General features: G+C 71.8%; 28 protein-coding genes. 15 read left to right on the forward strand and 13 right to left on the reverse strand.

Annotation, left to right across the window (positions count from 1 at the left end; genetic code table 11):
- Positions 1-3 precede the first annotated feature (3 nt).
- Complete coding sequence (locus tag B0I32_RS17480) at positions 4-909, forward strand: ABC transporter ATP-binding protein (RefSeq protein WP_106240312.1); 906 nt, start codon at positions 4-6, stop codon at positions 907-909.
- Entirely contained in the window at positions 906-1,661 is a 756-nt protein-coding gene (locus tag B0I32_RS17485; RefSeq protein WP_106240314.1) for a hypothetical protein, read from the forward strand. Before B0I32_RS17480 ends, B0I32_RS17485 begins: the two co-directional genes overlap by 4 nt.
- Positions 1,662-1,675: 14 nt before the next feature.
- Here the strand turns inward: B0I32_RS17485 and B0I32_RS17490 are convergent, their stop codons facing one another.
- Positions 1,676-2,335 (reverse strand): response regulator, encoded by a 660-nt coding sequence (locus B0I32_RS17490; protein WP_106240315.1) that lies wholly within the window; start codon positions 2,333-2,335, stop codon positions 1,676-1,678.
- A 368-nt stretch (positions 2,336-2,703) separates the two neighbouring features.
- On the reverse strand, positions 2,704-3,738 hold the full coding sequence (locus tag B0I32_RS17495) for a zinc-binding dehydrogenase (RefSeq protein WP_106240318.1): 1,035 nt from the start codon (positions 3,736-3,738) through the stop codon (positions 2,704-2,706).
- A gap of 127 nt (positions 3,739-3,865) precedes the next feature.
- On the opposite strand from B0I32_RS17495, the gene B0I32_RS17500 reads away from it, so the two are divergent.
- Positions 3,866-4,759, forward strand: coding sequence for a helix-turn-helix transcriptional regulator (locus tag B0I32_RS17500; RefSeq protein WP_106240320.1), 894 nt, complete (start codon positions 3,866-3,868; stop codon positions 4,757-4,759).
- Between the two features lie 10 nt (positions 4,760-4,769).
- Here the strand turns inward: B0I32_RS17500 and B0I32_RS17505 are convergent, their stop codons facing one another.
- Together B0I32_RS17505 and B0I32_RS17510 are read right to left on the reverse strand one after the other, a co-directional pair.
- Positions 4,770-5,123: a hypothetical protein gene (locus B0I32_RS17505; RefSeq protein WP_181307493.1), complete on the reverse strand. Its 354-nt coding sequence runs from the start codon at positions 5,121-5,123 to the stop codon at positions 4,770-4,772.
- 49 nt (positions 5,124-5,172) lie between these two features.
- Positions 5,173-5,691, reverse strand: coding sequence for a hypothetical protein (locus B0I32_RS17510; RefSeq protein WP_106240322.1), 519 nt, complete (start codon positions 5,689-5,691; stop codon positions 5,173-5,175).
- A gap of 159 nt (positions 5,692-5,850) precedes the next feature.
- On the opposite strand from B0I32_RS17510, the gene B0I32_RS17515 reads away from it, so the two are divergent.
- Positions 5,851-6,663: a hypothetical protein gene (locus B0I32_RS17515; RefSeq protein WP_146178209.1), complete on the forward strand. Its 813-nt coding sequence runs from the start codon at positions 5,851-5,853 to the stop codon at positions 6,661-6,663.
- Positions 6,664-6,679: 16 nt separating this feature from the next.
- Here the strand turns inward: B0I32_RS17515 and B0I32_RS17520 are convergent, their stop codons facing one another.
- Complete coding sequence (locus tag B0I32_RS17520; RefSeq protein WP_106240328.1) at positions 6,680-7,087, reverse strand: MerR family transcriptional regulator; 408 nt, start codon at positions 7,085-7,087, stop codon at positions 6,680-6,682.
- Between the two features lie 49 nt (positions 7,088-7,136).
- Here B0I32_RS17520 and B0I32_RS17525 point away from each other — a divergent pair, with 49 nt between their 5' ends.
- Positions 7,137-8,021, forward strand: coding sequence for an NAD(P)-dependent oxidoreductase (locus B0I32_RS17525; protein WP_106240329.1), 885 nt, complete (start codon positions 7,137-7,139; stop codon positions 8,019-8,021).
- 66 nt (positions 8,022-8,087) lie between these two features.
- Here B0I32_RS17525 and B0I32_RS17530 read toward each other — a convergent pair whose 3' ends face one another.
- A complete protein-coding gene (locus tag B0I32_RS17530) occupies positions 8,088-8,468 on the reverse strand; it encodes an ACT domain-containing protein (protein WP_106240331.1) in 381 nt (126 codons plus the stop codon).
- Between the two features lie 109 nt (positions 8,469-8,577).
- Between B0I32_RS17530 and B0I32_RS17535 the strand changes: the two genes are divergently transcribed.
- Complete coding sequence (locus B0I32_RS17535; RefSeq protein ID WP_106240334.1) at positions 8,578-9,165, forward strand: RNA polymerase sigma factor; 588 nt, start codon at positions 8,578-8,580, stop codon at positions 9,163-9,165.
- Complete coding sequence (locus tag B0I32_RS17540; protein WP_106240335.1) at positions 9,158-9,880, forward strand: hypothetical protein; 723 nt, start codon at positions 9,158-9,160, stop codon at positions 9,878-9,880. Before B0I32_RS17535 ends, B0I32_RS17540 begins: the two co-directional genes overlap by 8 nt.
- Before the next feature lie 52 nt (positions 9,881-9,932).
- Here B0I32_RS17540 and B0I32_RS17545 read toward each other — a convergent pair whose 3' ends face one another.
- A complete protein-coding gene (locus B0I32_RS17545) occupies positions 9,933-12,830 on the reverse strand; it encodes an AfsR/SARP family transcriptional regulator (protein ID WP_219911872.1) in 2,898 nt (965 codons plus the stop codon).
- 137 nt (positions 12,831-12,967) lie between these two features.
- On the opposite strand from B0I32_RS17545, the gene B0I32_RS17550 reads away from it, so the two are divergent.
- Positions 12,968-13,522, forward strand: coding sequence for a dihydrofolate reductase family protein (locus B0I32_RS17550; RefSeq protein ID WP_106240338.1), 555 nt, complete (start codon positions 12,968-12,970; stop codon positions 13,520-13,522).
- 123 nt (positions 13,523-13,645) lie between these two features.
- Here the strand turns inward: B0I32_RS17550 and B0I32_RS17555 are convergent, their stop codons facing one another.
- Complete coding sequence (locus B0I32_RS17555) at positions 13,646-14,209, reverse strand: ArsR/SmtB family transcription factor (RefSeq protein WP_181307495.1); 564 nt, start codon at positions 14,207-14,209, stop codon at positions 13,646-13,648.
- A gap of 116 nt (positions 14,210-14,325) precedes the next feature.
- Between B0I32_RS17555 and B0I32_RS17560 the strand changes: the two genes are divergently transcribed.
- Positions 14,326-15,273: a DUF2218 domain-containing protein gene (locus B0I32_RS17560; RefSeq protein WP_106240342.1), complete on the forward strand. Its 948-nt coding sequence runs from the start codon at positions 14,326-14,328 to the stop codon at positions 15,271-15,273.
- 14 nt (positions 15,274-15,287) lie between these two features.
- Here the strand turns inward: B0I32_RS17560 and B0I32_RS56515 are convergent, their stop codons facing one another.
- Positions 15,288-15,551, reverse strand: coding sequence for a methyltransferase domain-containing protein (locus B0I32_RS56515; RefSeq protein WP_146178210.1), 264 nt, complete (start codon positions 15,549-15,551; stop codon positions 15,288-15,290).
- A gap of 80 nt (positions 15,552-15,631) precedes the next feature.
- Between B0I32_RS56515 and B0I32_RS17570 the strand changes: the two genes are divergently transcribed.
- Complete coding sequence (locus B0I32_RS17570) at positions 15,632-16,624, forward strand: MerR family transcriptional regulator (RefSeq protein WP_106240345.1); 993 nt, start codon at positions 15,632-15,634, stop codon at positions 16,622-16,624.
- 10 nt (positions 16,625-16,634) lie between these two features.
- Complete coding sequence (locus tag B0I32_RS17575; RefSeq protein ID WP_106240348.1) at positions 16,635-17,147, forward strand: histidine phosphatase family protein; 513 nt, start codon at positions 16,635-16,637, stop codon at positions 17,145-17,147.
- Between the two features lie 108 nt (positions 17,148-17,255).
- Here B0I32_RS17575 and B0I32_RS17580 read toward each other — a convergent pair whose 3' ends face one another.
- Positions 17,256-17,717, reverse strand: a complete 462-nt coding sequence (locus tag B0I32_RS17580; protein ID WP_106240350.1) for a MarR family winged helix-turn-helix transcriptional regulator — start codon at positions 17,715-17,717, stop codon at positions 17,256-17,258.
- Between the two features lie 62 nt (positions 17,718-17,779).
- Here B0I32_RS17580 and B0I32_RS17585 point away from each other — a divergent pair, with 62 nt between their 5' ends.
- Entirely contained in the window at positions 17,780-18,538 is a 759-nt protein-coding gene (locus B0I32_RS17585; protein ID WP_106240353.1) for an SDR family NAD(P)-dependent oxidoreductase, read from the forward strand.
- 77 nt (positions 18,539-18,615) lie between these two features.
- Entirely contained in the window at positions 18,616-18,741 is a 126-nt protein-coding gene (locus B0I32_RS60955; protein WP_281262606.1) for a hypothetical protein, read from the forward strand.
- 20 nt (positions 18,742-18,761) lie between these two features.
- Here the strand turns inward: B0I32_RS60955 and B0I32_RS57730 are convergent, their stop codons facing one another.
- From B0I32_RS57730 to B0I32_RS17600, 3 genes are all read right to left on the reverse strand, one after another.
- Complete coding sequence (locus tag B0I32_RS57730; RefSeq protein WP_181307497.1) at positions 18,762-18,935, reverse strand: hypothetical protein; 174 nt, start codon at positions 18,933-18,935, stop codon at positions 18,762-18,764.
- Positions 18,936-19,033: 98 nt separating this feature from the next.
- Positions 19,034-19,726 carry a transglutaminase domain-containing protein gene (locus tag B0I32_RS17595; protein WP_219911873.1) on the reverse strand — a complete coding sequence of 231 codons (693 nt, stop codon included), beginning with the start codon at positions 19,724-19,726 and terminating at the stop codon, positions 19,034-19,036.
- 44 nt (positions 19,727-19,770) lie between these two features.
- Positions 19,771-23,103 (reverse strand): glycosyl hydrolase family 95 catalytic domain-containing protein, encoded by a 3,333-nt coding sequence (locus B0I32_RS17600; protein ID WP_245955875.1) that lies wholly within the window; start codon positions 23,101-23,103, stop codon positions 19,771-19,773.
- A gap of 200 nt (positions 23,104-23,303) precedes the next feature.
- On the opposite strand from B0I32_RS17600, the gene B0I32_RS17605 reads away from it, so the two are divergent.
- Positions 23,304-23,792 (forward strand): MarR family winged helix-turn-helix transcriptional regulator, encoded by a 489-nt coding sequence (locus tag B0I32_RS17605; RefSeq protein WP_106240357.1) that lies wholly within the window; start codon positions 23,304-23,306, stop codon positions 23,790-23,792.
- A 118-nt stretch (positions 23,793-23,910) separates the two neighbouring features.
- Positions 23,911-25,389 (forward strand): MFS transporter, encoded by a 1,479-nt coding sequence (locus B0I32_RS17610; RefSeq protein ID WP_245955876.1) that lies wholly within the window; start codon positions 23,911-23,913, stop codon positions 25,387-25,389.
- Positions 25,390-25,434 lie beyond the last annotated feature (45 nt).

Raw genomic sequence — 25,434 nt, forward strand, 5'->3', positions numbered from 1 at the left:
CGCATGATCCGACTGACCGAACTGACCAAACGCTACGGTCCTACGACGGCCGTGGACGGCCTGAGCCTTGAGCTGCGGCCGGGCCACGTGACCGGGTTCCTCGGCCCGAACGGTGCGGGCAAGTCCACCACGATGCGCGTGATCCTGGGCCTGGACGCCCCCACCAGCGGCACCGCCCTGATCGGCGGCGTACCGTATGCCCGGCTGAGTCACCCTCTGCGCACGATCGGCGCCCTGCTGGACGCCAAGGCCGTGCATCCAGGCCGCACCGGCCGCGACCACCTGCGCGTGCTGGCCCGCTCCCAGCGCCTCCCCGCCGCCCGGGTGGCGGAGGTCCTGGAGTCGGTCGGCATGACGAGCGCCGCGGACCGGCGGGCGGGCACGTACTCCCTGGGCATGGGCCAGCGCCTGGGCATCGCGGCCGCGCTGCTCGGCGACCCCCAGATCCTCATGCTCGACGAACCCGTCAACGGCCTGGATCCCGACGGGGTGCGCTGGATCCGCACCCTGCTGCGGTCGCTGGCCGCCGAGGGGCGCACCGTGTTCGTCTCCTCGCACCTGATGAGCGAGATGGAACTGACCGCCGACCGCGTGGTCGTGATGGGCCGCGGCCGCCTGATCGCCGACACGTCCATGGCCGATCTGCTCGCGTCCGCGGGGGCGGGCAGTCGCGTGCGCGGTCCGGCGCTGCGGCCTCTCGCCGGCGCCTTCGAGGGGGCCCGCTTCGACGACGACGGCTCCCTGCTCGTGCCCGGTGCGCCGCCGCGGCAGGTGGGGGCCAGAGCCTTCGCGCTCGGGCTCGAACTCCACGGCCTGGAGGCCATCGGGTCCTCGCTGGAGGACACCTACCTGCGGTTGACCGGCGACGAGGTGCAGTTCCCCGCTGCCGCGAAGGAGGTCGGCCGATGACCGCCGCACCCGTACGTGATCATCTCCGGCCGCTCGGCCTGCGCGACGCCGTCGCCGCCGAGCTGATCAAGTTGCTCACCGTGCGTTCCACCTGGTGGTTCGCCGGCGGTCTGGCGGGCCTGCTGCTCCTCATGGCCGTCCTGGACAGCGGCGGCGGTACGGCGTCGGCGCGGTCACTGACGGTGGGGCTGACGGCGGTGAGCTACTTCGGGCAGTACGTCGTGGCCGCGTTCGGCCTTCTGGTGATCACGAGTGAGCTGGCCACCCGGTCCGTCACGGTCACGTTCGCCGCCACTCCGTCGCGCGGGCGGGTGATGATCGCCAAGGCCGTCGTCACCGGCGTCGCGGGTCTGGTGCTCGGTGCGGCCGCCACCGCCTTAGGGGTCGGTACGGCCGCGGTCCGCCACGGCGAGCTGCCCCGCGTCCTCGGGGCCGCGGCCGAGCAGGTGGCCGCCACCGGGGTCTACCTCGGTCTGCTGGCGGTCGTGTCCCTGGGTGTGGGAGCCCTGGTACGCCGTTCCGCCGGCGCGCTCACCTGCATGGTCCTGCTGCTGCTGGTCGTGCCGGAGGTGCTGCACCTGGCCGCCGAGCGGCTCGACGCGCCGTTCCTGGACACCTTCGCCGGCTGGACCCCGGCACAGGCCGGCTGGCGGCTGATGAGCGGCGAATGGGAGTATGCCCTGGTTCTGGGCGGGTGGGCGGTCGCGGCGGTGGGCGCGGGCATCGGGGTGCTGCGGAGCCGAGACGCCTGACCTTCTGATACCGGTCAGTCGTCCTCGGCGAGGAGGCCCGCCTCGTGCGCGACGATGGCGGCCTGGACACGATTGCGTACGCCCAGGCGGGTCATCAGCGCCGAGACGTGCGCCTTGACGGTCCCCTCCACCAGGAAGAGGCGGCGCCCGATCTCGGCATTGCTCAACCCCGCGCCGAGCAGCGCCAGCACGTCCCGCTCCCGCGGGGTCAGCACCGCGACCTTCGCGCGGGCGGCCTGCCGGCGGGCCGGCAGCTCACCGGAGAGCTGGGCGATGACCTGGCGGGCGACCCGCGGCGACAGGAACGCCGCCCCCTCGTGCGCCGCGCGCACCGCCGCCATCAGCTCGTACGGGTCGCCGGACTTGAGCAGGAACCCCGACACCCCCGCCTCCAGGGCGGCGGCCACGTACTCGTCCTCGCCGAACGTCGTCAGCATCACCACCGCCGTCGCCGGCGCCACCCGCCGCAGCTCCGCCGCGGCGCTCAATCCGTCCAGCACCGGCATCTGGATGTCCAGCAGGACCACGTCGGGACGGTACGCACGGGTCTGCTCGACGGCCTGGTGACCGTCCGCCGCTTCGGCGACCACCTCCACGTCCGGGGCCGCGCCCAGGATCGCCCGCACCCCGGTGCGGATCAACGCCTCGTCGTCGGCCAGCAGCACCCGGATCACAGCACACACCGTACTCGGCGCGGCGCCGTCAGCCGCGCCGCGATGACGTGGTTCCGGCACCCAGCTCCCGCCAGGCCCGTCAGGACATCCTCGGCACCGTCCGGGTGCGTCGCCGCGGTCGCTCAAACGCTCACGTCGACGAGGGGAGAGCGCCCTCGTCTCCTCCGAAGAACGATCAGACTGGCCACGACCCCGATGACCACCCCAGCCGCTACTCCGGCGAGGACAGGCAGCAGCGCCACGAAACCCGCGTCAGCGGTCGGTGGTGCGGCGGCGGTGGGCCTTCTGGCGGCAGGCGGAGCCGCAGAACCGGGCCGGGCGCCCGGTGCGTGGCGTCCCGGCCCGATCCCGCCCCCGCATCATCTCGGTCAGGGCTTGACGAGGACCTTGAGGCTCTTGCGGGCGGCCATGTCCTGGTAAGCGACAGGGACGGCGTCGAGGCCGATCGTGGTGTCGAAGACCTTGCCCGGCTCGATGGAGCCGTTCAGGATGTCCGGCATCAGCTCTTCGATGTACGCCCGGACCGGCGCCGGTCCGCCGGCCAGGCGGATGTTGCGGAGGAAGAGGCTGCCGAAGCCGATGGGCGCGTCCTCGTACTGCGGGATGCCGACGCGGCTGATGACGCCGCCCGGGCGGACGACGCCGAGGGCCTGCCGGTAGGCCGGCATGGTGCCGACGGCCTCCACGACCACGTGGGTGCCGTGCCCGCCGGTGAGCTCGCGTACCGCCTCGATGCCCTCCTCGCCGCGGGCGGAGACGACGTCGGTGGCGCCGAACTCGCGGCCGAGGTCGGTGCGGGCCTTGTGGCGTCCCATCAGGATGATCCGCTCGGCGCCCAGACGCCTGGCCGCAAGGACCGCCAGCAGGCCGACGGCGCCGTCGCCGATCACGGTGACGCGGGTGCGCGGGCTGACGCCGCCGGTCAGGGCCGCGTGGTGGCCGGTGCCGAACACGTCCGCGAGCGTCAGCAGGGACGGTACGAGCGCCGAGTCCGCCTCGACGGGCAGCTTGACCAGGGTGCCGTCGGCGAGCGGGACGCGGATCGCCTCGGCCTGGCCGCTCGCGTTCGTCCAGAAGCCGGCCTGCGGGTCGGCGCAGGAGGTGTGCAGGCCCTCGCGGCAGAACACGCACGTGCCGTCGGAGACGGCGAACGGCGCCACGACCAGGTCGCCCCTGGCGAGGGTGGTCACCTCCGGGCCGGCGTCCTCGACGACGCCGATGAACTCGTGCCCCATCAGAGTGGGGCCGCCCTCCGGTTTCATCGAGGCGTACGGCCACAGGTCGCTGCCGCAGACGCAGGACGCGGTGATGCGGACCAGCGCGTCGGTGGGCCGCTCGATGACCGGGTCCGGCACCTGCTCGACGCGGACGTCGCCGGCGCCGTACATCAGGGTTGCGCGCATCGGAGTTCTCCGTTCGTTTCGGGTCGTGTCCAGAAAACCCGTCCGGGCGCGGGCGAGGCAGAGCGCGTTCATCGGGGGTACAGGCTCAACCCCCTTAGCGCGGCCGGCCGCGGTTACCGTGGAAGGCATGGAGCACCGCGCGGAGATCAGGGACTTCCTCGTCACCCGGCGCGCCAGGCTCGCCCCGGAGCAGGTCGGGCTGCCCGCCGGCGGCCGCCGCCGGGTGCCGGGGCTGCGGCGGGAAGAGGTCGCGGTGCTGGCCGGGGTGAGCACCGAGTGGTACACCCGGCTGGAGAAAGGCCACATCAGCGGCGTATCGGACGACGTGCTCGACGCGGTGGCCCGGGCGCTGCGGCTGGACCAGGACGAACGCGCCTATCTGTTCACGCTGGCGCACGCCGCCCGCCCCGCCCGTCGCGCGCCCGCGCGCCGTTCGGATGCCCAGGTGCCGCCGCGCGTTCAGTGGATGCTGGATGCCATGACGATGGCGGCGGCGTTCGTACGCAACGGGCGTCAGGACATCGTCGCCTGCAACGCGCTGACCCGGGCCCTGCACGCGCCGATCTTCGACAGCCCAGCCACCGTCCGGCACGACCGCCCCAACATCGCCCGCTACATCTTCCTCGACCCCGGCTCGCGGCGGTTCTTCGCCGACTGGGACGATGCCGCCGTCATCGCCGCCGCGCTGCTGCGCGCCCAGGCCGGCCGCGCGCCTCATGACCGCGCCCTGCGCGACCTCATCGGCGAACTGTCCACGCTCAGCACCGACTTCCGCGGCCGGTGGGCCGACCATGACGTACGCCTCCGCCACGACGGCGGCAAGCGGCTGTGGCATCCGCAGGTCGGCGAGCTGGAGCTGACCTACCAGTCGCTCGGCCTGCCCCTGTCCGGCCGGGCGGCGTACGACCTCACCATCTACACCGCCGAACCGGGCAGCACCTCCGAGGAACGGCTCAAGCTGCTGGCCAGCCTCGCGGCCACTCCGCCGCCCGGCCGCGCGAACTCACGTCAGCCGAGCTGAACCGCCCCGATCACCCGTCGACCCATGGAAAGCCGTCGGGGTCGGCCGCCGATCGGGCCTGCACCACCGCGACGTCGTGTCCGCGCACGTCGTTGAGGAACGGGAACTCCTCGGGCCGCACCCGGATCTTGGCCACCGGTTCAGCCGGCCCCAGTTTGGCCACCTGGCGCTGGCGAGCACCTCGAATCGGAGGCTGATGCTCGAACCCCTCGGCGGACAGGAGGTAAATCGTTCCTTCCTGCCAGGGGCCGAGGTCGAGTACCGGCCGGCTGATGGAGAAATAGTAAAAGGTCTCGCCGGCGATGTCGCTGCACGAATTGACCGGGGACAGCGGACGATCGCGGTTGAGAATCGCGTCGAACATCGGCCAGATGCCGTCATCGCCACTTCGGCGCGGACCGGCTACCAGGTGACTACTGCAAGGGCGTCATGTCTATAAGCACGTACGCGTCTGCTCTCGGTGACTCCATGACCGAATCGGGCACGTCGGCGCCCCAGCCCGCGAGGTCTTGGATGGGTGCGATGCTCAAGGAAGTGAAGGCCCATTCAGGCGATTCCATGGAGATGTGATCGGTGATCGGCTCAGCCGACTTCACCCAGCCATGTCTTTCCAGAGCAGTTCGAGCTGTGGCAGAAGCTTCTTTGAAGGATGAAGCGCCGACGTCCATGATCAGAATATTGCTGACCTGGACGGTGCGCTCGTAGAAGGGATCCACTGTCGTCTGCGCCACGACCGTACCGATGCTGCTGACCTCGCGAACTGCGTCAGGTTCGACTTCGAGGGTCTCCAAGGGCAGAAGTCCCTCGCCGAAGGCGACGCGCTGGACCGCTGCCGCACCACTCACGAGGAGATAGAGGGATCCCGCCGCGAGGAGCACGATGGCCCATAACCTCAACATGGATATCTCCCCGCATGGGCCGTCGCTGATCATCGACTGACGCTGATCATAGGCCTCTCTCCTCTTCCGGAGGGGAGCCATTTACGGAAGCCACCGTGTCGTGGGTGTGACGGGCTCGGTTAGCTGGTGACGGTTGTCATGATCGCTTGTAGGGTGGGGCGTTCGTTCCCATCGCTTCCGAACCCCCCCAGGATGCGTCTCGTGTTATCTCGCCATCGTTCGGCCCTGCCTGCCCTGATCCTCACGAGTCTGTACGGCGCCGCGCTGGCGGTCGCCCTCGTCGTCACCTTGGTCTCCGGAGACCTCGGTCCGTTGTGGTGGGTGACGCTGTTCGTGCCCGTGGCCGAAGGGGCCGTGGTGACGCCGCAGAGTCTGCTCGTCCCGGTTCTGGCCGGGATGGCCTGGGCGTGGGCGATCTGGCAGAGCCTGCGCGGGCCGTCGGCGGGGTCGGCGGCCGAGCAGGATCAGGACATCGTGCGGTTGCGCATCACGCTTTACGTCGCGGCGGCGGCGACGTGGTTGTTCCACGTCACTGCGTCGTTGAGCTGGGAAGTCGGGATAGTGATCAGTTCCGCCGCGATGTGGGTGGTCGTGCTGCGGTTCGCGCGGGTGCTGGACGGCGACCAGATGTTCACGCGGGGCCTGGGGGTGCTGGGGTACGGCGGTTTCACCGTCATCGGCCTGTTCGACCTCGTCGGCGTGCCTGCCCTGGACCGGGCGGCAACGTTCTGCGGCTTGGCCAGCCTGATCTGGTTGGCGCTGGTCCTGCGGGACCAATGGGGCGATGACCGCTGGGGGAGGGCGACCTTCGCGTACGGTACGGCCTCCCTGGTTGCGCCGATTCTGCTGACACTGGCCGCGATGCCGTTCTCGGGCGTGGCGGACGTCGTCGAGGTGCCCAGTGTGGTCGGGAACGTGCTGCTCATGATCTGGCTGGCCCGCACCGCTCACGACCTGGCCGTTCCGCGCCACGAACCGGCCGCCCAGACCGCGCTGGAGGCGTGAGCCGACCAGAGATCGCTCAGGCGGGGACGGGCTCCTGGCAGGCATGGTCGAAGGGCGGGTAGTCGTCGCCGGCCATGCGGTCGGCCGCGTCGATGTAGTCGGCGAGAGCGTCGCGGGATCGTGCGAGTCTGTCCAGCTGATCGTCCAGCCGCCGCAGCCGGGACCGCATTGCGGTCAGCAGTTCGGGGCAGCCGAGCAGTTCCGGGGCCTCGCCGACCGCGCAGGGCAGCAGGTACGCGATGTCCTCCGAGGACAGACCGGCGCCGAGCAGCTGCCGGATCTGCTTGACCCGCAGTACGGCGCTGTCGTCGTACTCGCGGTAGCCGTTCGCGCCGCGTTCCGCGTCCAGCAGACCCTGGGCCTCGTAGTAACGCAACTGATGGGCGTTCACGCCCGTCCGGCGGCTCAGTTCCCCGATCAGCATCGAACCCTCACTTGACCTTCACACCGGTATCAACGTTGACGATGCTGCCATGAACAGCAGAACCGATACACCCGTGACCGTCATCGGACTCGGACTGATGGGCCGGGCGCTCGCCGGCGCGTTCCTGAAAGCAGGGCATCCCACGACCGTGTGGAACCGTACGCCGGCCAAGGCCGGGCCGTTGGTGGACCGGGGCGCGCGACCGGCGCCGACGGTCGGCGAGGCGATCAGGGCGAGCTCTCTGACGATCATCTGCGTCACCGACTACCAGGCCGTGTACGAGCTGCTCGGCGCGGATGAAACCGAGCTGGACGGCACGACGTTGATCAACCTGACCTCGGGCGACTCGGCCCAGGCCAGGCAGGCCGCCCGCTGGGCCGAGCAGCGCGGCGCCCGCTACCTTGACGGCGCCGTCATGGCCGTCCCCCCGGCGATCGGCACCCCCGAGGCGGTGATCCTGCACAGCGGGCCGCAGCCGGACTTCGACGCGCACAGGCCGGCGCTCGACGCGCTCGGCACCGTCACCTACCTGGGGGCGGACCATGGACTGGCGTCCCTGTACGACGTGGCCGGCCTCGCCATGATGTGGAGCATGCTGAACGCCTGGCTGCAGGGCACGGCCCTGCTCGGAACGGCCGGGGTCGACGCCGTCACGTTCGCGCCGTTCGCGCGGCAGCTGGCCGCCGTCGTGGCCGACTGGCTGCCCGGGTACGCCGAGCAGATCGACCGGGGCTCCTTCCCGGCCGAGGTGTCGGCCCTGGAGACCGACGTGCGGGCGATGTCCCATCTGATCGAGGAGAGCGAGGCGGTGGGGGTCAACGCCGAGCTGCCGAAGCTGATCAAGGCGATGGCCGACCGCTCGATCGCGGCCGGGCATGGTGGCGAGCAGTATCCGGTGCTGATCGAGGAGTTCCGTACGCCCCGAAACGATTGAGCGCGCCAGAGCCGATGAGGCCCGTCCGAGCTGCCGGACGGGCCTTCGTGCTGTCCGGCGGCGTGGTCACTTCTGCTCTTCCACCTGGTGTCCCGCTTCCCGCAGCGCCATGACGGCCTGCTCCCTCTGCTGCCGTGGAACGAGCACCAGATCGGCGTGCACGGTCGAGGCGACGAACACCGGAACGGCCGCCTCCGCCAGGGGTTTGACGATCGCCGCCAGCATCCCGGGGACGTCCAGGTCGTGGGCGGTGGCTCCGCCGTAGAAGGCGATCCACCGTTCCTCATCGGGCGGTCCGGCGGGAGGGGCCTCGCGCACGACGGTCAGCCCTTCGGGCGCGCGGACGAGCACCTGCCAGCCGTCTCCCGGAGACGCGTCGTGCGGCAACTGCTCGATGACGAACGCGGGAGCGAGGATCCGCAGGTGCTGGGACGTGAGCGAGGTCATGGGCGTGTGTCTACCAGACCGGTGACGCCCGTCCGTGAACACCTGAGCCTCTCGCGACAAGACACAGGTGACATCTCGAAGGGAGTCCAGTGACGAAAGCAGATCAGCCGTGGTGACGGACACGTCGCCGCTGGTGGTGGACGCCGAGATCATCACGCGTTCCCTCGATGATCCGGAGCAGTTCTCCGCCCTGTTCGACCGCTACGCCGCGACGCTCTACCGGTACGTCTCCTTCCGGCTCGGCCGGGAACTCGCCGAAGATCTTGTCGGAGAGACGTTCCTGATCGCGTTCCGCCGGCGGCACACGTACGACATCGCCTACCGCGACGCCCGGCCCTGGCTGCTGGGCATCGCGACGAAACTCGTCACCGGCCACCGCCGGAGCGAGGTCAGCCGCTACCGCGCGCTGGAACGGCAGAGCCCGGCCCAGCCCGTGGAGGGGCCGGAAGAGGCGATCGCCCGCGATATGACCGCGCGAGGGTCGCGGACCGCCCTGCTGGACGCGCTCGCGAAGCTGTCGCGGGGCGATCGGGACGTTCTGCTCATGGTCGCCTGGAGCGACATGACGTACGAAGAAGCGGCCCGCGCGCTCGGCATCCCGGTCGGCACGGTCAAGTCACGGCTCAATCGCGCCCGGCGCAAGGTGCGCCACGCGCTGGGCGGAATCAACCCGTTGGAGGAGCACGGTCATGGATGAACTGAAGACGCTCATCGGAGAGCTGGAGCACGAGCCGCCCGGGTCCCTGGCCCGGCAGCGACTCCGCCTCGTGCAGGAGGCGACGGAGACATCGCCTGGTCGAGGCCGGAGGAGGCCGCTTCCGCTCCTGGGCGCGCGGCGGCTCGCGGTGGGCGCGGCCGTGGCGGCGGCCGTCGCGGTGGGTGTGGCCGTGCCCTCCCTGCTCGGTTCCGCCGAGCCGGCCTACGCCCTGACGAAGAACCAGGACGGGTCGATCAACCTCAAGATCTACGACTTCAGGGAGCCCGCGCAGGTCGAGAGGGAGCTCAAGGATTGGGGGGTGACGGCCGACATCACCTATCTGCCTCTCGGCCGGCGCTGCGGGAACGCCAGGGCGCCCTTCCTCAAGGAGGACCAGGTCGACGTGAGCAAGGAGGAACTGGCGAGCGACGATGCCGCCGTGCGGGCCAGGGTTCGGGAGAGACTGGGCCGGACGCCCTCTGCCCAGGCGATTCGCCCGCGAGACGGCATCACCATCTACCCCCGCCACATCCGGCCGGGCCAGATCGCGATGATCGAGGTCATGGAGAATCCGGTCGCGCCCACGGTGGAGCGTCCCGGGGTCGCCTGGCAGTTCAGCGGGCGGCTGACGACCGGGCCCGTCGCGCCGTGCGAGGTCGTGGCGGACCCGTCGGCCGATGAGATCGGCGACGCCACGCCACCGCCCGGCAGCTGACCGCCCGGCCACCTACGGCTTGGCACCTGACGGCTTGGCGACTGATCGGTCGTCAGCGGCGGTGACGGAAGGCGTCGGCGGCGGACCGGTCGATGATCGCCAGCTGGGTGTGGATCTGATCGGTGGCGGCGGAGTCGCGGTCGCCGAGCAGCGTGTGGGCGTGACGCCAGTGCTCGTGGGCGGCCGGGTGGTCGCCGGCGAGGTGATGACAGGCGCCCAGGTGGGCGAGGGTGCTGGCCTCGGCGTACGGGTCGCCGAACTCGCGGAACAGACCCAGGGCACGGCGGTAGCAGGGGACGGCCCCGGCCGGGTCGCCCAGCTGGAGCCGGGTGTCGGCCAGGCACGACCAGGTGTGGGCCTCATGGGGGCGGTTGCCCAGCCGCTGGTGCAGGAGCAGGGCCCGCTCGCACAATTCCAGGGCCCGGGCGTGCTGCCCCAGGCGGCCGTGGTGGAAGCCGAGATCGGTGAGCGCGATGGCCCGGCCCGCCTGGTGGTCCAGCCGCTCGAACAGGTCGTGGGCGCGCCGGGCGGCGTCGAGCGCGTCGGCCTGCCTGCCCTGGAGGGCGTACACGATGTCGCGGTGGTAGTGCGTCCACGCCTGACCGGCGAGGTCGTCACGCGCTCGGTGCAGGGCGGCGTCGAGGTTGCGGTGGGCGTCGCCGAAGCGGCCCAGGTCGGCCAGCGCGAAGGCCAGGTTGCGGTACGCGCGGGACTCCTCCACCGGGTCGCCCAGCCGCGCGGCGGCGGCCACGGCGGCCTGCTGGGTCTCGGCCCGGTCGTGCCAGAAGCCCTGTCCGTGCAGGAAGACGAACATCGCCCGCGCCAGGTGGCAGACCTGCCGGTCCAGGCCCAGGTCTGCGGCCGGCTCCAGGACGGCGAGCAGGGCGGGGCGCTCGGCCGCGAACCAGGCCGCCGCCGCGTCCCGTCCACCCAGGTCGGTGACACACACGCCCGTCGCCGGCGCGGCGGCGCCGACGGTCTCGACGTCCTCCTGCGCTCCTCCCTCCGTGTCCCCTTCCGCGTCGCCGCCGAGCAACCGATGGGCGGTGTACGCGGTACGGGCGTAGTGGTCGATGAGGCGGCGCCGCGCGGCGTCCCGGTCCGCGTCGTGGGCCTGGCAGAGCTCGGAGGCGTAGGCGCGCAGCAGATCGTGGCAGGACCAGCGGCCGGGAACGGGTTCGGTGAGCAGGTTGGCGCGGGTCAGTTCGGCGAGGGGCGCCCGTACCTCGGAGATCGGAAGGCCCGCCAGGCTGGCGGCGGCGGCGGTCGTGCTGTCCGGGCCCGGATGCAGCCCGGCGACCAGCCGGAACAGCCGTGCCGCCGGGTCGCCGAGCGAGTCGTACGACCACGAGAAGATCGCCCGTACGCCGGCGACGCGGTCCAAGGCCCCGAGGGTGTCCCGGAGCTCGGTGGCGAGCGCGTCGAGCGGGTGCGCGGGGTGGATCGCGGCGCGGGCGGCGACGATCGCGAGCGCCAGCGGCAGCCCGGCGCAGCGGCGGACGATCTCCTCGACGGCGTCAGGTCGGGCGGTGATCCGCTCCTGGCCGAGCCGGGCGGACAGCAGCCGCCTCGCCTCGTCCGGCGGCAGCAGGCCGAGGGGGAGCGGACGCGCGCCGTACGTCATGACCAGCTCGGTGAGGTGATCGCGGCTGGTGACCAGCACCAGGCAGCCGGGCGCCCCGGGGAGCAGCGGGGTGACCTGGCCGGCGTCGCGGGCGTTGTCCAGCAGGACCAGCATGCGCCGTCCGGCCAGCAGGCTGCGGTAGAGACCGGCCTGCGCGTCCAGGCCGTCCGGGATCCGGTGCGGCGGCACCTCCAGCGCGTCCAGTAACGCGCGGACAGCCGTCGCCGGTCGTACCGCCTCCCCAGAGGGGTCGTATCCGCGCAGATCGACATGGAGCCGGCCGTCCGGGAACCGGTCGGCGACCCGGTGTGCCCAGTGCACCGCGAGCGTGGTCTTCCCGATCCCCGCCGGGCCGGAGATGACCGTGATCGACGGCGCCGGGGACCGTGTCTCCTCCGGCGACCCGAGCAGCGCGTCCAGCGCCGCCAGCTCGGCCTCCCGCCCGGCGAACCCGACGACGGCGGCGGGTAACTGACTGGGCACCGTGCTCCCGGCCCCCGAGGCGTCGGCGGCGGGCAGTCGACTGGGTACCTTGCGCCCGTCCACCGGGGCGCCTGCGGCGGGCGTTGGGTCGGCCATCGTGCGCCTGGCTGCCGGGGCGCCTGCGGTGAGCAGGTCGGCATGGACCTGCCGCAGCTCGGGGCTGGGGTCCACGCCCAGTTCGGCGGCGAGCCGGCGCCGGATCGTCTCGTACCGCTCCAGCGCCTCGGCGGGACGGCCGGACGACTCCAGCACCCGCAGCAGCCGCGCCCACAACGATTCGCGCAGCGGATGCCGGTCGGCGGCCCTGGCCAGCGGGTCCGGGTCCGGCCGCGTTCCGTGGGCCAGGTCCAGATCGACCCGGCGCTCCAGCGCGCTCAGGTACCGATCGTGCAGCGCGGGGGCCGCGAAGTGCTCCAGCCAGTCCGATCGGATCCCGTCGAAGGGGGCGCCGCGCCACAGCGCCAGCGCCTCGGCCAGCCGGGACCGCTCGGCCGCCGGATCGGATGCCGCCGCGGCCTCGTCGATCAGATGGCCGAAGCGCAGCGCGTCCACCTGATCGGGCTCGGCCGCCAGCAGGTAGCCGCCCGGCCGGGCCGCGATCAGTTCGGCGGTGCCCAGCGCGCGGCGTACGCGCTTGACGGTGGTACGGAGATTGGCCCGCGGGTCGCCGCGCGGATCGGCGCCCCACACCGCGCTCACCAGTCTTTCCGCCGGTACGGCCCGGCCCACCGACATCGCCAGCACCGCCAGCAACGCGCGCTGCCGCCCCGGGGGCAGCTCGACCGGCAGCCCGGACACGGAAACGCGCAGCGGCCCCAGCAGCTCGACGGCCAGCACGCGCATCACTCTCCTTCACACGCCCGGTCCAAAGGTGAGTGTCACTGGGCTGACACCACTCTGTCACCCCGGGTCCGCCACGATGGCGATCGCGCGAGCGTGATCCACCGGGAGATCCCGGATCGAGACCGCAGGAGGTCACAGTGTCCATATCCGTGCTCGACATGTCGGTGTCCCTCGACGGGTACATCGCCGATCCCGACGATTTCCTCGGCGGCGACGACGGCGAGCGGTTGCACCGATGGGCGGACGCGAAGGGTGAGCCGGGCGAAAGGTTCGCGGAGGAATGGCGGGCCGCCGGGGCGGTGGTCGCGGGGCGGCGGACGGCCGAGCTCATGGACCACTGGGGTGGTGATCACAACGGTCTGCCGATCTTCGTGCCCAGTCACCGGCCGCCGGGCCCGGCCGCCCGCTGGAACTATCCGCTGGTGACGTACGTGACCGACGGGATCGAGAGCACGATGGCGCAGGCGAAGGCCGCCGCCGGGGGCCGGGACGTGCAGGTGCGGGGCGCGTACACGGGGCAACGGGCGATCGAGGCCGGGGTGCTGGACGAGGTGCAGATCCACCTGGTCCCGGTGCTGCTCGGCCGTGGCCGCCGGCTGTTCGACATCCTGCCGGCGGAGGTCGAGCTGGAGATCGTCCGCGTGATCGACACACCGAAGGCCACCCACATCCGCTACCGCGTCCGCCGCTGAGCCGCGGCGGACGTGGTTGCCGGAGCGGCCGGACCCGGCCGCGAGGCGGGCCGGCGTTGACGAGGATCCGAGCCCGTAGCCGGCGTTGACGAGGATCCGCGCCCGTAGCCGGTAGCGGCGCCGTCAACGCGTCGGTGGCTCTGGGCTCCGTGCGCCGGGGGCCGGTACGTCTTCGGGGGGCAGACGGGGGATGTCGGCCCGGTAGAGGCTGAGGAGCAGGCCGTAGGGCTCGGTCGCGAGGTCCGCGGCCTCGTGGTGATCAGGGCGCAGCGTCTCCAATCGCTCGGCCAGGGCTCGGGCCTGGCCGGGAGTGAGCCAGAGGTGGCGCAGCACGGTGTGGCCGGGGTCTGCTGCCGGGGCAGGCGACATCTCCGCCAGGGCCGCGTCGAAGAGGAACGCGGCGCCGCCGGCCTCGTCCAGGCGAAAACCGGTGCTGACCAGCTCGAAGCGATGTTCGGTGCCGCCGCGCACCTGCCTGGTGCTCGCGAGGCGGGCGAGCCCGGCCTCGCGCAGGACGCGTACGTGGTAGCCGACCGTCCCCTTGGTCGAGCCGAGCGCCGTGGTCAGTTCGCCCAGGGTGGCGGGGCGTTGGCGGAGCAGGTTGACCATGCGATGGCGGAGCGGATGGCCCAGCGCCTTGAACTGCGCCGATGAGCGCAAGATCAGCGGCTGCTTGTCGTCGTCCACGGACATGAGTGTCTAAGAATTTAGACGCTTTGACAAACCGCGGGCGGCGACGGCACGCTGTCCCGGACAAAAGCGTCTAAGAAGCTAGATGTTTTAGCTTAGGGGGAAGGACCCGTATGCCCCTGTCCACCGCACATGTCGTCACCGACCGCCCGGCGCATTACGTCGGGCAACTGATCTCGCAACTGGCCCACCAGGCCACCGCGGAGCTGACCGGAGCCGGCCGGGGCGCCGTCACCTTCCGGCAGGGCACATGCTCGCTGACCTCCTCCGGGGACGAACTGGTCCTGATCGTCGCCGCCCCGGAGCTGGACGCCCTGGTCGCCGTGCAGGACGTCGTCACCTGGCAGCTGTCGCGCCTCGTCGGCCAGGAGGAGCTGCGCGTCGAATGGTCCGGCCCGCGCTCCGGCGACACCCTGGAGATCGTCGCTCCGGCCGTCGGCGACTACCTGCTGACGCACTGCACCCCGGCCGGCCCGTTGCTGACCGAGCTGGCCGAGGTGACCCGGGAGACGACCGGCTCGGCCGCCGGCATGCAGATCTCTCCCGACGAGGGCGCTCTGCTGGAGCTGCTGGTACGGCTCTCCGGCGCCCGTACGGCCATCGAGATCGGCGTGTTCACCGGCTACTCGGCCCTGTGCATCGCCCGCGCGCTGCCCGCCGGCGGCCGCCTGCTCGCCTGCGACGTGAGCCGGGAGTGGACGGACATCGCCAGGCCCTTCTGGGAACGCGCGGGAGTCCACGACCGCATCGACCTCAGGATCGGCCCGGCACTCGAAACGCTCCGCGCGCTGCCCGCGGAGCCGGCCTTCGACTTCGCCTTCATCGACGCGGACAAGGTCAACTACCCCGCCTACTACGAGGAGGTCGTCCCGCGGCTCAACCCCGGCGGGCTGCTCGTCCTCGACAACGTCTTCCTTGGCGGCCGTGTGCTCGACCCGGCCTTCCAGGAGGACCATCACCGGGCGATGCGACGGGTGAACGAGGCCCTGGCCCGTGACGACCGGCTGGACAGTGTGATGCTGCCGGTCCGCGACGGCGTCACGCTGGCCAGGAGACGGTGAACCGCCGCAGGACCTCAGCCTGACCGGCGCCGGCAGAGCAGGGTCGTGTCGCGTGGTCCCCAGACCCAGACGATCTCCGGCGCGTGCTGGGCGTACACCTCGCCGAACGCCGCGGCCACCGGCTCCTCCACGTGCGAGGAGTTCCAGAACCAGGCCATGAGACCGCCGGGGGCCAGCACCCGTGCGGCCTTCGCGGTGCCGGCCTCGGGGTCGATCCAGTGCCAGGCGTCGCCGCAGGTGATGAGATCGAAACGGCGGCCCGCGTCGTCCCAGGTCATGATCCGACCCTACGAGAGCCCGCCTGTACCGGTTCGATGGGGCTTGAACCTCAAGCGGCTTGAGATCCGATAGTGACGGTATGGACGACAACGAGCTGTATTCGATCGGGGATGTGGCCCGCCGCACCGGTCTGAACGTCAGCGCCATCCGGTATTACTCCGACGTCGACATCGTCGCGCCGACCCGCGTGACCGACGCCGGCCACCGCCTGTACGACGTCCGCGCCGTCGCGCGGCTTGAGCTCATCCGCACCCTCAGGGACCTGGACGCGGGCCTGGACGACATCCGCCGGCTGCTCGACGGTGAGACGTCGCTGCACGACCTCCTCGTGGCGCACCTGGAGATCGTCGAACGTCAGGAACGCGGCCTGCGGGCCAGGCGGGCCGTGCTGCGGACCCTGGTCAAGCAGGGCGGCACCGCCGATCAGGCGGCGCTGATGCGCAAGCTCGTCTCGATGCCGGACGAGGAGCGCGAGCGGCTCGTGGACGACTTCTGGAACGACGTCGCCGAAGGACTCGACGTGCCGGCCGGTTTCGTGGACCGGTTGCGGACGATGCGGCCGCGCCTGCCGGAGGATCCGACGCTCGTCCAGCTCGAAGCCTGGATCGAGCTGGCCGACCTGGTCCAGGGCGCGGAGTTCAGGAACAAGGTCCGCTCCTACCTCCAGGACACCTACTCCACCTCTCCCGGGCGGGAGCTGGCCGCCGCGCCCGTACAGGACTTCATCTACGAGACGGGGACGGCGATCATGGAGGAGGTCATGGCGGCGTTCCGTTCCGGCCTGCGGGCGGACTCGCCACAGGCGCAGGACCTGGTCGTACGGATGGCGGCGGCGGCCGCCGAGGCCGTCGGCACGCGGTCCACGGCCGAGTCGCGCGCCCGCATGGCCACGGGGTTCCTCATGGCCGAGCAGTTCGAACGGGAGGAGCCCGAGGAGTCGCATCGGTACGACGCGAGTCATGGCAGGTACGTGTCCCTGGTGGCCGTGATCAACGACCTCCCGCCTGACACGGGCGAGTTCGCGTCGTTCGCGGGGTGGCTGGCGGCGGCTCTCGGGGCTTCGAGTCGGTAGGGTTCCTCGGGTGCTGCTCCTGGTCCGCCATGCCATGCCCGCCTACGGCCCGGACGTACCGCCGCACGCGTGGACGCTCAGCGCCGAGGGATGGCAGGCGGCCCGCCGGCTGGTCGGCCGGCTGCCCGGCGACGCCCGGCTCGTCTCCAGCGACGAGGTGAAGGCGTGGCAGACCCTGGGCGGCGACGACGCGGTCACGCGTGATCGACGGTTCGGCGAGGTCGCCCGCGTGGAGCCGTGGGAAGGCGGCTATCGCGAGCTGCGGCGCGCCTACGTGGACGGCGCGGACCACCCGGGCTGGGAGGCCCGGGCCGAGGTCGCCGGACGCTTCGACGCCGGGATCACCGAGCAGCTTGCCCTGGCCGGCGGGCGGCCGCTCGTGGTGGCGACGCACGGCATGGCGATGACCGTCTGGGTGACGGCGCGGCTGGGCCTGGACCGCCCCGGCGCCTTCTGGGCGGACCTCCGCTTCCCTGACGCGCACCTCGTCGACCTGGCGTCGGGCACCGTCGAGCGAGCCTGAGCCCGGCGTCCGTGCCGATGACGATCCTCAGATCACTCCCCGATTGAGCCTGCCGTTCGGGTCGCTTTTCGACCATAACGGCCTTTCCGATTGAGCCTGCATTTCGGGTCACTCCTCGGCCAGCACGGCCTCCCCGACCGAGGCGCGGAGTCTGTCGTTGGCCTGCTCCAGGGCGTGCAGCACGATCGCGCGCTGCTCCGCGCCCACCTCGCCCAGCGCCTCCTCGGCCAGCTCCGCCCACGCCCGCTCGATCTCCGGCACCAGCGCGTGGCCGGCGTCGGTGACCACGACGCGCACCTGACGGCGATCGGTGGCGACCGGCTCGCGCCGGAACCAGCCGCCGGTCTCCAGGCGGGCGAGGCTGCGGGTGGCGGTCGGCTGCTCGACGCCGAGCCGGGCGGCCAGCTGCGAGACCGTCATGCCGTCGCGTTCCTGCGCCAGCACCCACAGGAGCACGTCCTGGCCGGGATGCAGGCCGAGCGCCGCGAGCTTGCGGGCCTTGGCGGCGCGGTAGAGCTTGCTCATCTTGTTCAGCGCTCGATTGACGCGCATCCCCTCACTTGCCTCCATGGCCCTCAGTCTATCGTGGTATATAGTCGGCTATTAGATAGCCGACTATGCATGGAGGAGAGATGGACCTCGGACTGCACGGACGCGTCGCGCTGGTCACGGGGGCGTCGGGCGACATCGGCGGCGCCATCGCGATGACCTTGGCACAGGAGGGAGCCTCGGTCGCCGTCACCTGGTACAGCGGCGAAGAACGGGCCCACGGCCTCGTCGGCACGATCACGGCGGCGGGCGGCAGGGCGATCGCGGTCCGGCTCGACCAGCGTGACCGGGAGTCGATCCGGGCGGCCGTCCGTCAGGTGGAGCAGGAGCTGGGCGGCATCGCGGTCCTGGTCGCCAACGCCGTCTCCTGGCCGGCCCGGGCCCCCGAGACCTGGGAGAGCCTGACCGGCGACTTCACCGCGAACGTGACCGGGACGCTGACCGTGATCGACGCCGCGCTGCCCGGCATGCGGGCGGCCGGTTGGGGCCGCGTGGTCGTGCTCTCGTCGGACGTGGTCGCCCAGCCCATGCCGGCCGGAGTGGCGTATCCGGCCGCGAAGGGCGCGCTGGAGACGGCCGCGAGGGTGTACGCATCCCGTGAGGCCCCGTACGGCATCCTCACCAACGTCGTCAGACCAGGATTCACCCTCACCGAACGGGCACTGAACACTCCGGGCTTCGGGCAGGAGGTCGTCGACGCCGAGGCCGCCATGACACCCACCCGCCGCATCTGCACCCCCGAGGACGTCGCCTCCACCGTCGCCTATCTCGGCTCGGCCGCGAACGGGCACGTCAACGGAGAGATCGTCTCCGTCGCGGGCGGACGCCACCTCACCCGGTGACCGCCGGCACCGTAACGGTGCTCGTCTTCAGGTTCCCGGCCGGGCGCCAGGGGGTGTCCACGCTCCCGGTAGCACCCATGGCCGCGACCATCGGGACCGCCGGCATCATGCTCGTCCTCGGCGCCTGCGCCGTCGCGTACACGATCGGCTGGTCGGTCGTCGTGCCGGTGACCAGCCCGCCGAGGGGCGCGGGGCCCAGCTGACGGGCCGGTCCCGTTCATCCCTACGGGCAGGCGGGCGTGAGCACCTTCCAGGGCGAGCAGTTGTCGGCGGAGGACGAGCAGCACAGCCGCCTGCTCCACCCGCCCGAGCGGCACTGGTACTGGTATCCGCACACGGCCGCCGCCTTCACCTCGGGAAGTACCAGCGCCAGAGCCCGGTCGATGAGCGTTCTCACGTTCTGCCTCCTCATATCCCTTTACCGACTGACGTATCGGCGATTATCGGGACGGGCACTGGCGGGCCGTTAGCGCGGCGATAGCGCGGTCAGCAAGGTCAGGCCGCCCGGCGGCGCATGACCAGATCCGCGGGGACGCGCACGGGCGCGCACAGGGTCTGGCCGTGCTCGTCGAACAGGTCGTCGCGGGAGTCGAAGAAGCCCAGGTCGGCGCGGACGTGACCGGAGAGGTCGCAGGCGGGGCAGGTGGCGCCGTCCCAGTCCACGGCGGTGCGCGCGACCGCGTCGAAGAGCGTCTCCCCGGCCGTGTTCGTGAACCGGCCTCCTGCTCGCAGGGCGTCGAGGTCGCCGTACAGCTCGGAGACGGACACCCACCGGTCGCCGAGGAGGAACTCCGGCCAGGCGAGGATCACGTGCCGGGGGATCAGCACGCGCAGCCGGGGGAGGCGCGCATGCCAGAAACGCCCGTCGAGCAGCAGACCCCTCACCCGCGTGGGGATCCCGCGACCCCGGGCCAGGCCCTCCAGCAGAGCCAGTCGCTGACTGCAGGACCCCTGACCCAGCCGCAGGGTCGTGGAGACGGGACGCCGTTCGTTCATCGCGTAGACCGGGCGGACGCGGGCCGCGACGAGCCGGTGGGCCGCGATCAGGAACGCCCGCCCGTCGAGGTCCCGTGCTTCGTCCAGCAACTCCAGCACCCGAGGATGCCGCCAGTCGAGGATGGGCGTGGCCGCTGTGCCGCCCGTGGCGGTCGGGCGACGCTGCGGCGATCGTAAGCGTCCGAAGATCACCCGGCGATCGTAACCATCGGGGGATGGACGCTGGTCGGCGTCGGTTACTTGAAGGTCAGGGTCTGCCAGGTTTTCACCTCGTCGGCGGAGAGGGCTCTGGCGAGGATGGCGGCTCGGTCCACGGCGCCGGTCAGGCGTTGGCCGCCGTTCTGGTCGGCGGCGAAGCGCAGGGGGCGGGCGGTGCAGCCGGTGATGCCGTCGGTGCCGGTCTGGGCGGTGGCCCTGAGTTCGCCGTCCACGTACGCGGTGAGCGTGCCGGTGCGGTCGAGGGTGACCACCACGTCGATCCAGCGGCCGGTCGGCAGGGTGGCGTTCAACGCGGTGTTGGCGCCGGCGCCGATGAAGCGCAGCGTGTTGTCCGGGGTGACGTCGATGAGCACGCCGTCGGTGCCGGGGTCGCCGGACACCTGCGAGTCGAACAGGCGGCGGTAACCGGAGCCGGCGATCTTGACCTCGGCCGCGAACGTGGCCTCCCGGACCAGGCCGAGGGTGGTCGCGCCCGTCGTCAGGTAGGTGTCGCCGTCGAGGACGAGGCCGCTGCCGGTGGGTGCGGTGGGGTCGTAGGCGGGGGTGCCGGTGACGGTGGCGTCGCGGCTGTTGCCGGAGGTGTCGGCGACGGTGCCGCCCTCCTGCGGGTCCCAGGCGACCAGAAGAGAGCCGGGTTCGGGCGGCGGGCAGGGGTCGAGCCCGAGTACGGCGGTCGCCGAGCCCCGCCACGACCCGGTGACCGAGCCGGTGAGCACGGCGCGTCGGGAGCCGTCCGCCGGGCCGGGGGTGACGGTGAAGACGGCGGTGCGCGTGCGGCCGGGGCCGGTGGCGGGCAGGTGGCGGGTGGCCGGCTCGACGGTCCAGCCCGCGGGCGCGGTGAGGGCGACGTCGGCGGCCGGTACGGCGCGCCGCCGGGTGGCGGTCACCGTGACCCGCGCCTCGAACGGTGTGCCCGGCACGGCCGTGGCGGGCGCCTCCAGGGCGATGGCGGCCTCGTTCTGGATGGTGTACGCCTGACCGGCGCGGGCGTTCCAGATGAGGGTGTCGCCGTCGCGGCGCGGCTCGACCACGCGGCCCCGCTCGTCCAGGACGCGGTAACGGCCGGCGATGAACGGCGACCGGACCTTGAGCGGGCCGGACCTGCCGGGCCGTACGGTGACGGTGTCGGCCGCGCCGCCCTTCCAGGTGGCGTCCACGGTGACGTTCCCGCGGGCGCGCAGCCCGGTCACGGAGCCGTTCTTCCAGGTGGAGGGCAGGGCGGGCAGGACGTGGACGACGTCGTGCTGACTCTGCACGAGCATCTCGGCCATCCCCGAGGTGGCCCCGAAGTTGCCGTCGATCTGGAACGGCGGATGGGTGTCCCAGAGGTTGTCCAGGGTGGAGCTCTTGAGCTGCTCGGCGAGCATCTTGTGGGCGTGGTCGCCGTCCAGCAGCCGCGCCCAGAAGTTGATCTTCCACGCCTTGGACCAGCCGGTGCCGCCGTCGCCGCGCGCGGTCAGCGTGACCTTGGCCGCCTCGGCCTCCGGCGTGCCCGCGGCGATCTGGTTGGCCGGGTGCAGGGCGTACAGGTGGGAGACGTGCCGGTGGGTGTCGGACCTTGCGTCCCAGTCGCTCTTCCACTCCTGCAGCTGGCCCCACGAGCCGACGCGCAGGCCGGGGTCGAGCTTGGCCAGGGCGGCGCGCACCTCGGCGCGGAAGCCGGCGTCCACGTTCAGCTTGTCGGCCGTGGCCAGGGCGTTGGTGAGCACCTCGCGGACGATCTGCTGCGACATCGACGCGCCGGCCGAGAAGTCGCCGTGCTCGGGGGAGTAGCTGGGCGAGGCGACCAGCCTGCCGTCACGCGGGTCGGTGTGCAGGAAGTCGAGCCAGAACTCCGCCGCGCCCTTGATCACCGGGTACGCGGTGTCGCGCAGATAGCCGGTGTCGCCGGTGAAGCGGTAGCTGTCGTACAGGTGCTGGGTGGTCCAGGCGGCGGCCTCGGGGAACCAGAAGGCGGTGGCCCAGTCGTGCATGCCGGTGAACCCGTAGGGGTTGGTCTCGTTGTTGACCACCCAGCCGCGCGCGCCGTACAAGTCCCGCGCAGTCTTGCGGCCTGGGGCGACCAGGGCGGAGATGTAGCGGTCGTACGGAGTGGTCGTCTCGTGCAGGTTGGTCTGCTCGGCGAGCCAGTAGTTCATCTGCAGGTTGATGTTGACGTGGTAGTCGGCCGACCAGGGCGGGCTGGTGGAGTGGTTCCAGACGCCCTGGAGGTTGGCCGGCAGCAGGTCGTTCTCACGGGAGGAGGAGATGAGCAGGTAGCGGCCGTAGGCGAAGAACAGCTCCTCCAGCGCCCGGTCCTCGCCGGCGGCGCCGCCGGTGTAGTCCTCGCGCAGCCGGTCGGTGGGGACGGCGGGCGTCGTGCCGCCGAGGTCCAGCTTCACCCGGTCGAACAGCTCGCGGTAGTCGGCGGTGTGCGCCCGGCGCAGCTGCTCGTAGCTCCTGGACGCGGCGGCGTCCACGGCCGCGGTGACCTTGGCGTGCGGGTCCGCGCCCCGGTAGGCCGGGTAGGCGCCGGCGTAGTCGGTGCCGGCCGACAGCACGAACACGGCGCTGTCGGCGCCGGTGACGGTGATCTCGTCCCCCGCGTCCGTACGGGTGCCGCCCTGCGCGATCACCTGCACCTGCGCCTCGAACCGCAGCTGGTTGTCGCTGAGCCGCCCGCGGATGGTGAGCCGGCCGCCGGCGGCGGTGACCGTCTTGTCGTCGCGCGGCGAGCTGTGGCGCAGCGTGAACGACACTTTGCCGGGCCGGTCGGCCGACAGCCGGCCGACGATCACGTTGCCCGGGTTGCTGGCGAAGTACTCGCGCGAGTAGCGGACGCCGCCCGCGGTGTAGCCGACCCGGGCCACGGCCTCGCGCAGGCTCAGCTCGCGCCGGTAGGCGGAGGCGTCGGCGGGCGCGCCGGGAAGATCGAGATGCAGGTCGCCGAACGTCTGGTACGCCCCGAAGCCCGTCTTGGGCTGGCCCAGTTTGGCGGCGACGTCCTCGGGGCTCATCCGGCCGTCGCGGTCGATCTGGCGCCGCACGTCATCGATGGCGCCGGGGCGCGGCGTCCTCCAGTTGCCGAAGTCGTAGCCGGGGGAGCCGGGGCCGCCGGTCCACAACGTCTTCTCGTTGAACTGGATCCGCTCGGACCCGACCCCACCGAAGATCATCGCACCCAGCGGGCCGTTGCCGATGGGCAGCGCCTGGGTCTCCCAGTCGGTGGCGGGCTGGTCGTACCAGAGGGCCAAGTCATCGGGTGTCTGGCGGTCGTCGGCGACGGCCGGGGCGGAGGCGGGCAGACCGGTGGCGAGCAGCAGCGCGGCGAGCAGGACGGAGTCGAGGCGGCGTCGTGGGGGGTGGGCCACGGATCTCTCCGATCACACGGAAACCTTGACCTTAGGAGATAGCACCGAAACCTGCCCTTAACAAGAGTTGACATCCGATGTATGCGTCGCGGGTGCCGCCCTGCTCGTCCGGATGCGGGCGCCGGCGGGAGGTCCGATGACTGTAGGGACGTCAGTTTGCGGATAATCCGGTCCGGAACCACTTGGGTAGGCTGAAGGGCATGACCGCGATGGCCCCCGCCCGTACCGAGACCGATCTGTCGTTCCTGCTCGACCACACCAGCCACGTGCTGCGGACGCGTATGGCCGCGGCGCTGGCCGAGATCGGCCTGACCGCGCGCATGCACTGCGTGCTGGTGCACGCGCTGGAGGAGGAGCGTACCCAGATCCAGCTCGCCGAGCTCGGCGACATGGACAAGACCACGATGGTGGTGACCGTGGACGCGCTGGAGAAGGCCGGCTACGCCGTGCGCCGTCCCTCCAGTGTCGATCGGCGCGCCCGGATCATCGCGGTCACCGACAAGGGCGCGGAGGTCGCCGCGCGCAGCCAGGAGGTTGTGGACGGCGTGCACCGCGACGCGCTCGCGTCCCTGCCTGACGACGAGCGCGAGGTGCTGGTCCGGTCGCTGAACCGGCTGGTCGGCGGGCACCTGGCCACCCCGGTGGAGAGCCCGCAGGTGGCCCGCAGGGCCCGCGAGCGGCAGCGGTGACTCCGAAGGTGCGCGAAAACTAGGTCCGAAAAATATCGTCTGTAACGGAACTATCTGTTACGGTCTCTCCTGTCGATGTCGCCGGCGTCGACGTGCCGAACCTTGATCGGGAGAGACCGTGCCGTATTCGCCTGACTCGCGCTGGACCGCATTGGGCGTGCTGTCCGCCACCGGATTGATGACCATCCTCGACGGCAGCATCGTGACCGTCGCGCTGCCCACGATCCAGCGGGATCTGGGCTTCACGCCCGCCGGGCTGAGCTGGATGGTCAACGCCTACCTGATCGCCTTCGGCGGGTTGCTGCTGCTGTCGGGCCGGCTGGGGGACCTGATCGGCCGCCGGACGATGTTCATGGCCGGGAACGTGATCTTCACGGCCGCGTCGTTGCTGGCCGGCGTGGCGGGCGGCCCGGGGATGCTGATCACGGCCCGGTTCCTGCAAGGAGTGGGCAGCGCGATGGCCTCGGCGGTCGTGCTGGGCATCCTCGTGACGCTGTTCACCGAGGCGCGGGAACGGGCGAAGGCCATCGCGATCTTCAGCTCCACCGGGGCCGCCGGCGCCTCCCTGGGCCAGGTCCTGGGCGGCGTGCTCACCGACGCCTTCGACTGGCCGTGGATCTTCTTCATCAACGTGCCGATCGGCGTGCTGACCATCGCGCTGGCCGTCCGCGCGCTGCCCGCCGACCGCGGGATCGGCCTGTCGGCCGGCGCCGACATCGCAGGCGCCGTGCTGATCACCTCCGGGCTGATGCTGGGCATCTACACCGTGGTCAAGGTGGAGGAGTACGGCTGGCTCGCCGCCCACACCCTCGGCCTGGGCGCGCTGGCGCTGGCCCTGATCGCCGGGTTCGTGGTGCGGCAGGCCACCGCCAGGACCCCGCTCATGCCGCTGCGCATCCTGCGTTCGCGCAACGTGGTCGGCGCCAACGTCGCCCAGATGTTGTCCCTGTCGGGCATGTTCGCCTTCCAGGTGCTCTTCGTGCTCTTCATCCAGCAGGTCCTCGGCTACGGCGCCCTGGAGAGCGGGCTGGCCCTGCTCCCGGCCGCGGTCGGCATCGGGTCGATCTCGCTGTTCGCCTCCGCCCGGCTGAGCGCCCGGTTCGGGGTGAAGGTCGTGCTGCTGGGCGGGCTGGCCATGCTCACGGCCGCCATGCTGCTGCTGACCCGGATCCCCACGGACGCCGGGTACCTCACCCACCTGCTGCCGGTGATGCTGCTGATCTGGGGCGGCGGGCTGGTGCTGCCGGCGCTGGCCACGCTGGGCATGTCCGGGGCGCGGGAGAGCGACGCTGGCCTGACCTCGGGGCTGTTCAACACCACCCAGCAGGTGGGCATGGCGATCGGCGTGGCGGTGCTGAGCACGATGGCCGCCGGACGCACCGAGGGGCTGCTGGCCGCCGGGCAGGACCGGGCGGCGGCGCTGACCGGCGGCTACCAGCTGGCTTTCGGCATCTCGGCCGGGCTGCTGCTCACGGCCCTCGTCGTGGCCGCCGTCGTCCTGCGCGGGCCGTCGCGCCGCTCCGGCGGCGAGGGGAGCGCGGTGACCGGGGCCACCGCGACCGCCGAGCCGGCGGCCGAGGACGCGACGACCTCCTGAGGTGGGGCGTGGAAGGCGCGGTGGCCGGGGGCCGCCGCGCCTTCC

This window comes from Nonomuraea fuscirosea (genome assembly GCF_003001935.1).
In the GTDB taxonomy this organism is placed as follows: domain Bacteria; phylum Actinomycetota; class Actinomycetes; order Streptosporangiales; family Streptosporangiaceae; genus Nonomuraea; species Nonomuraea fuscirosea.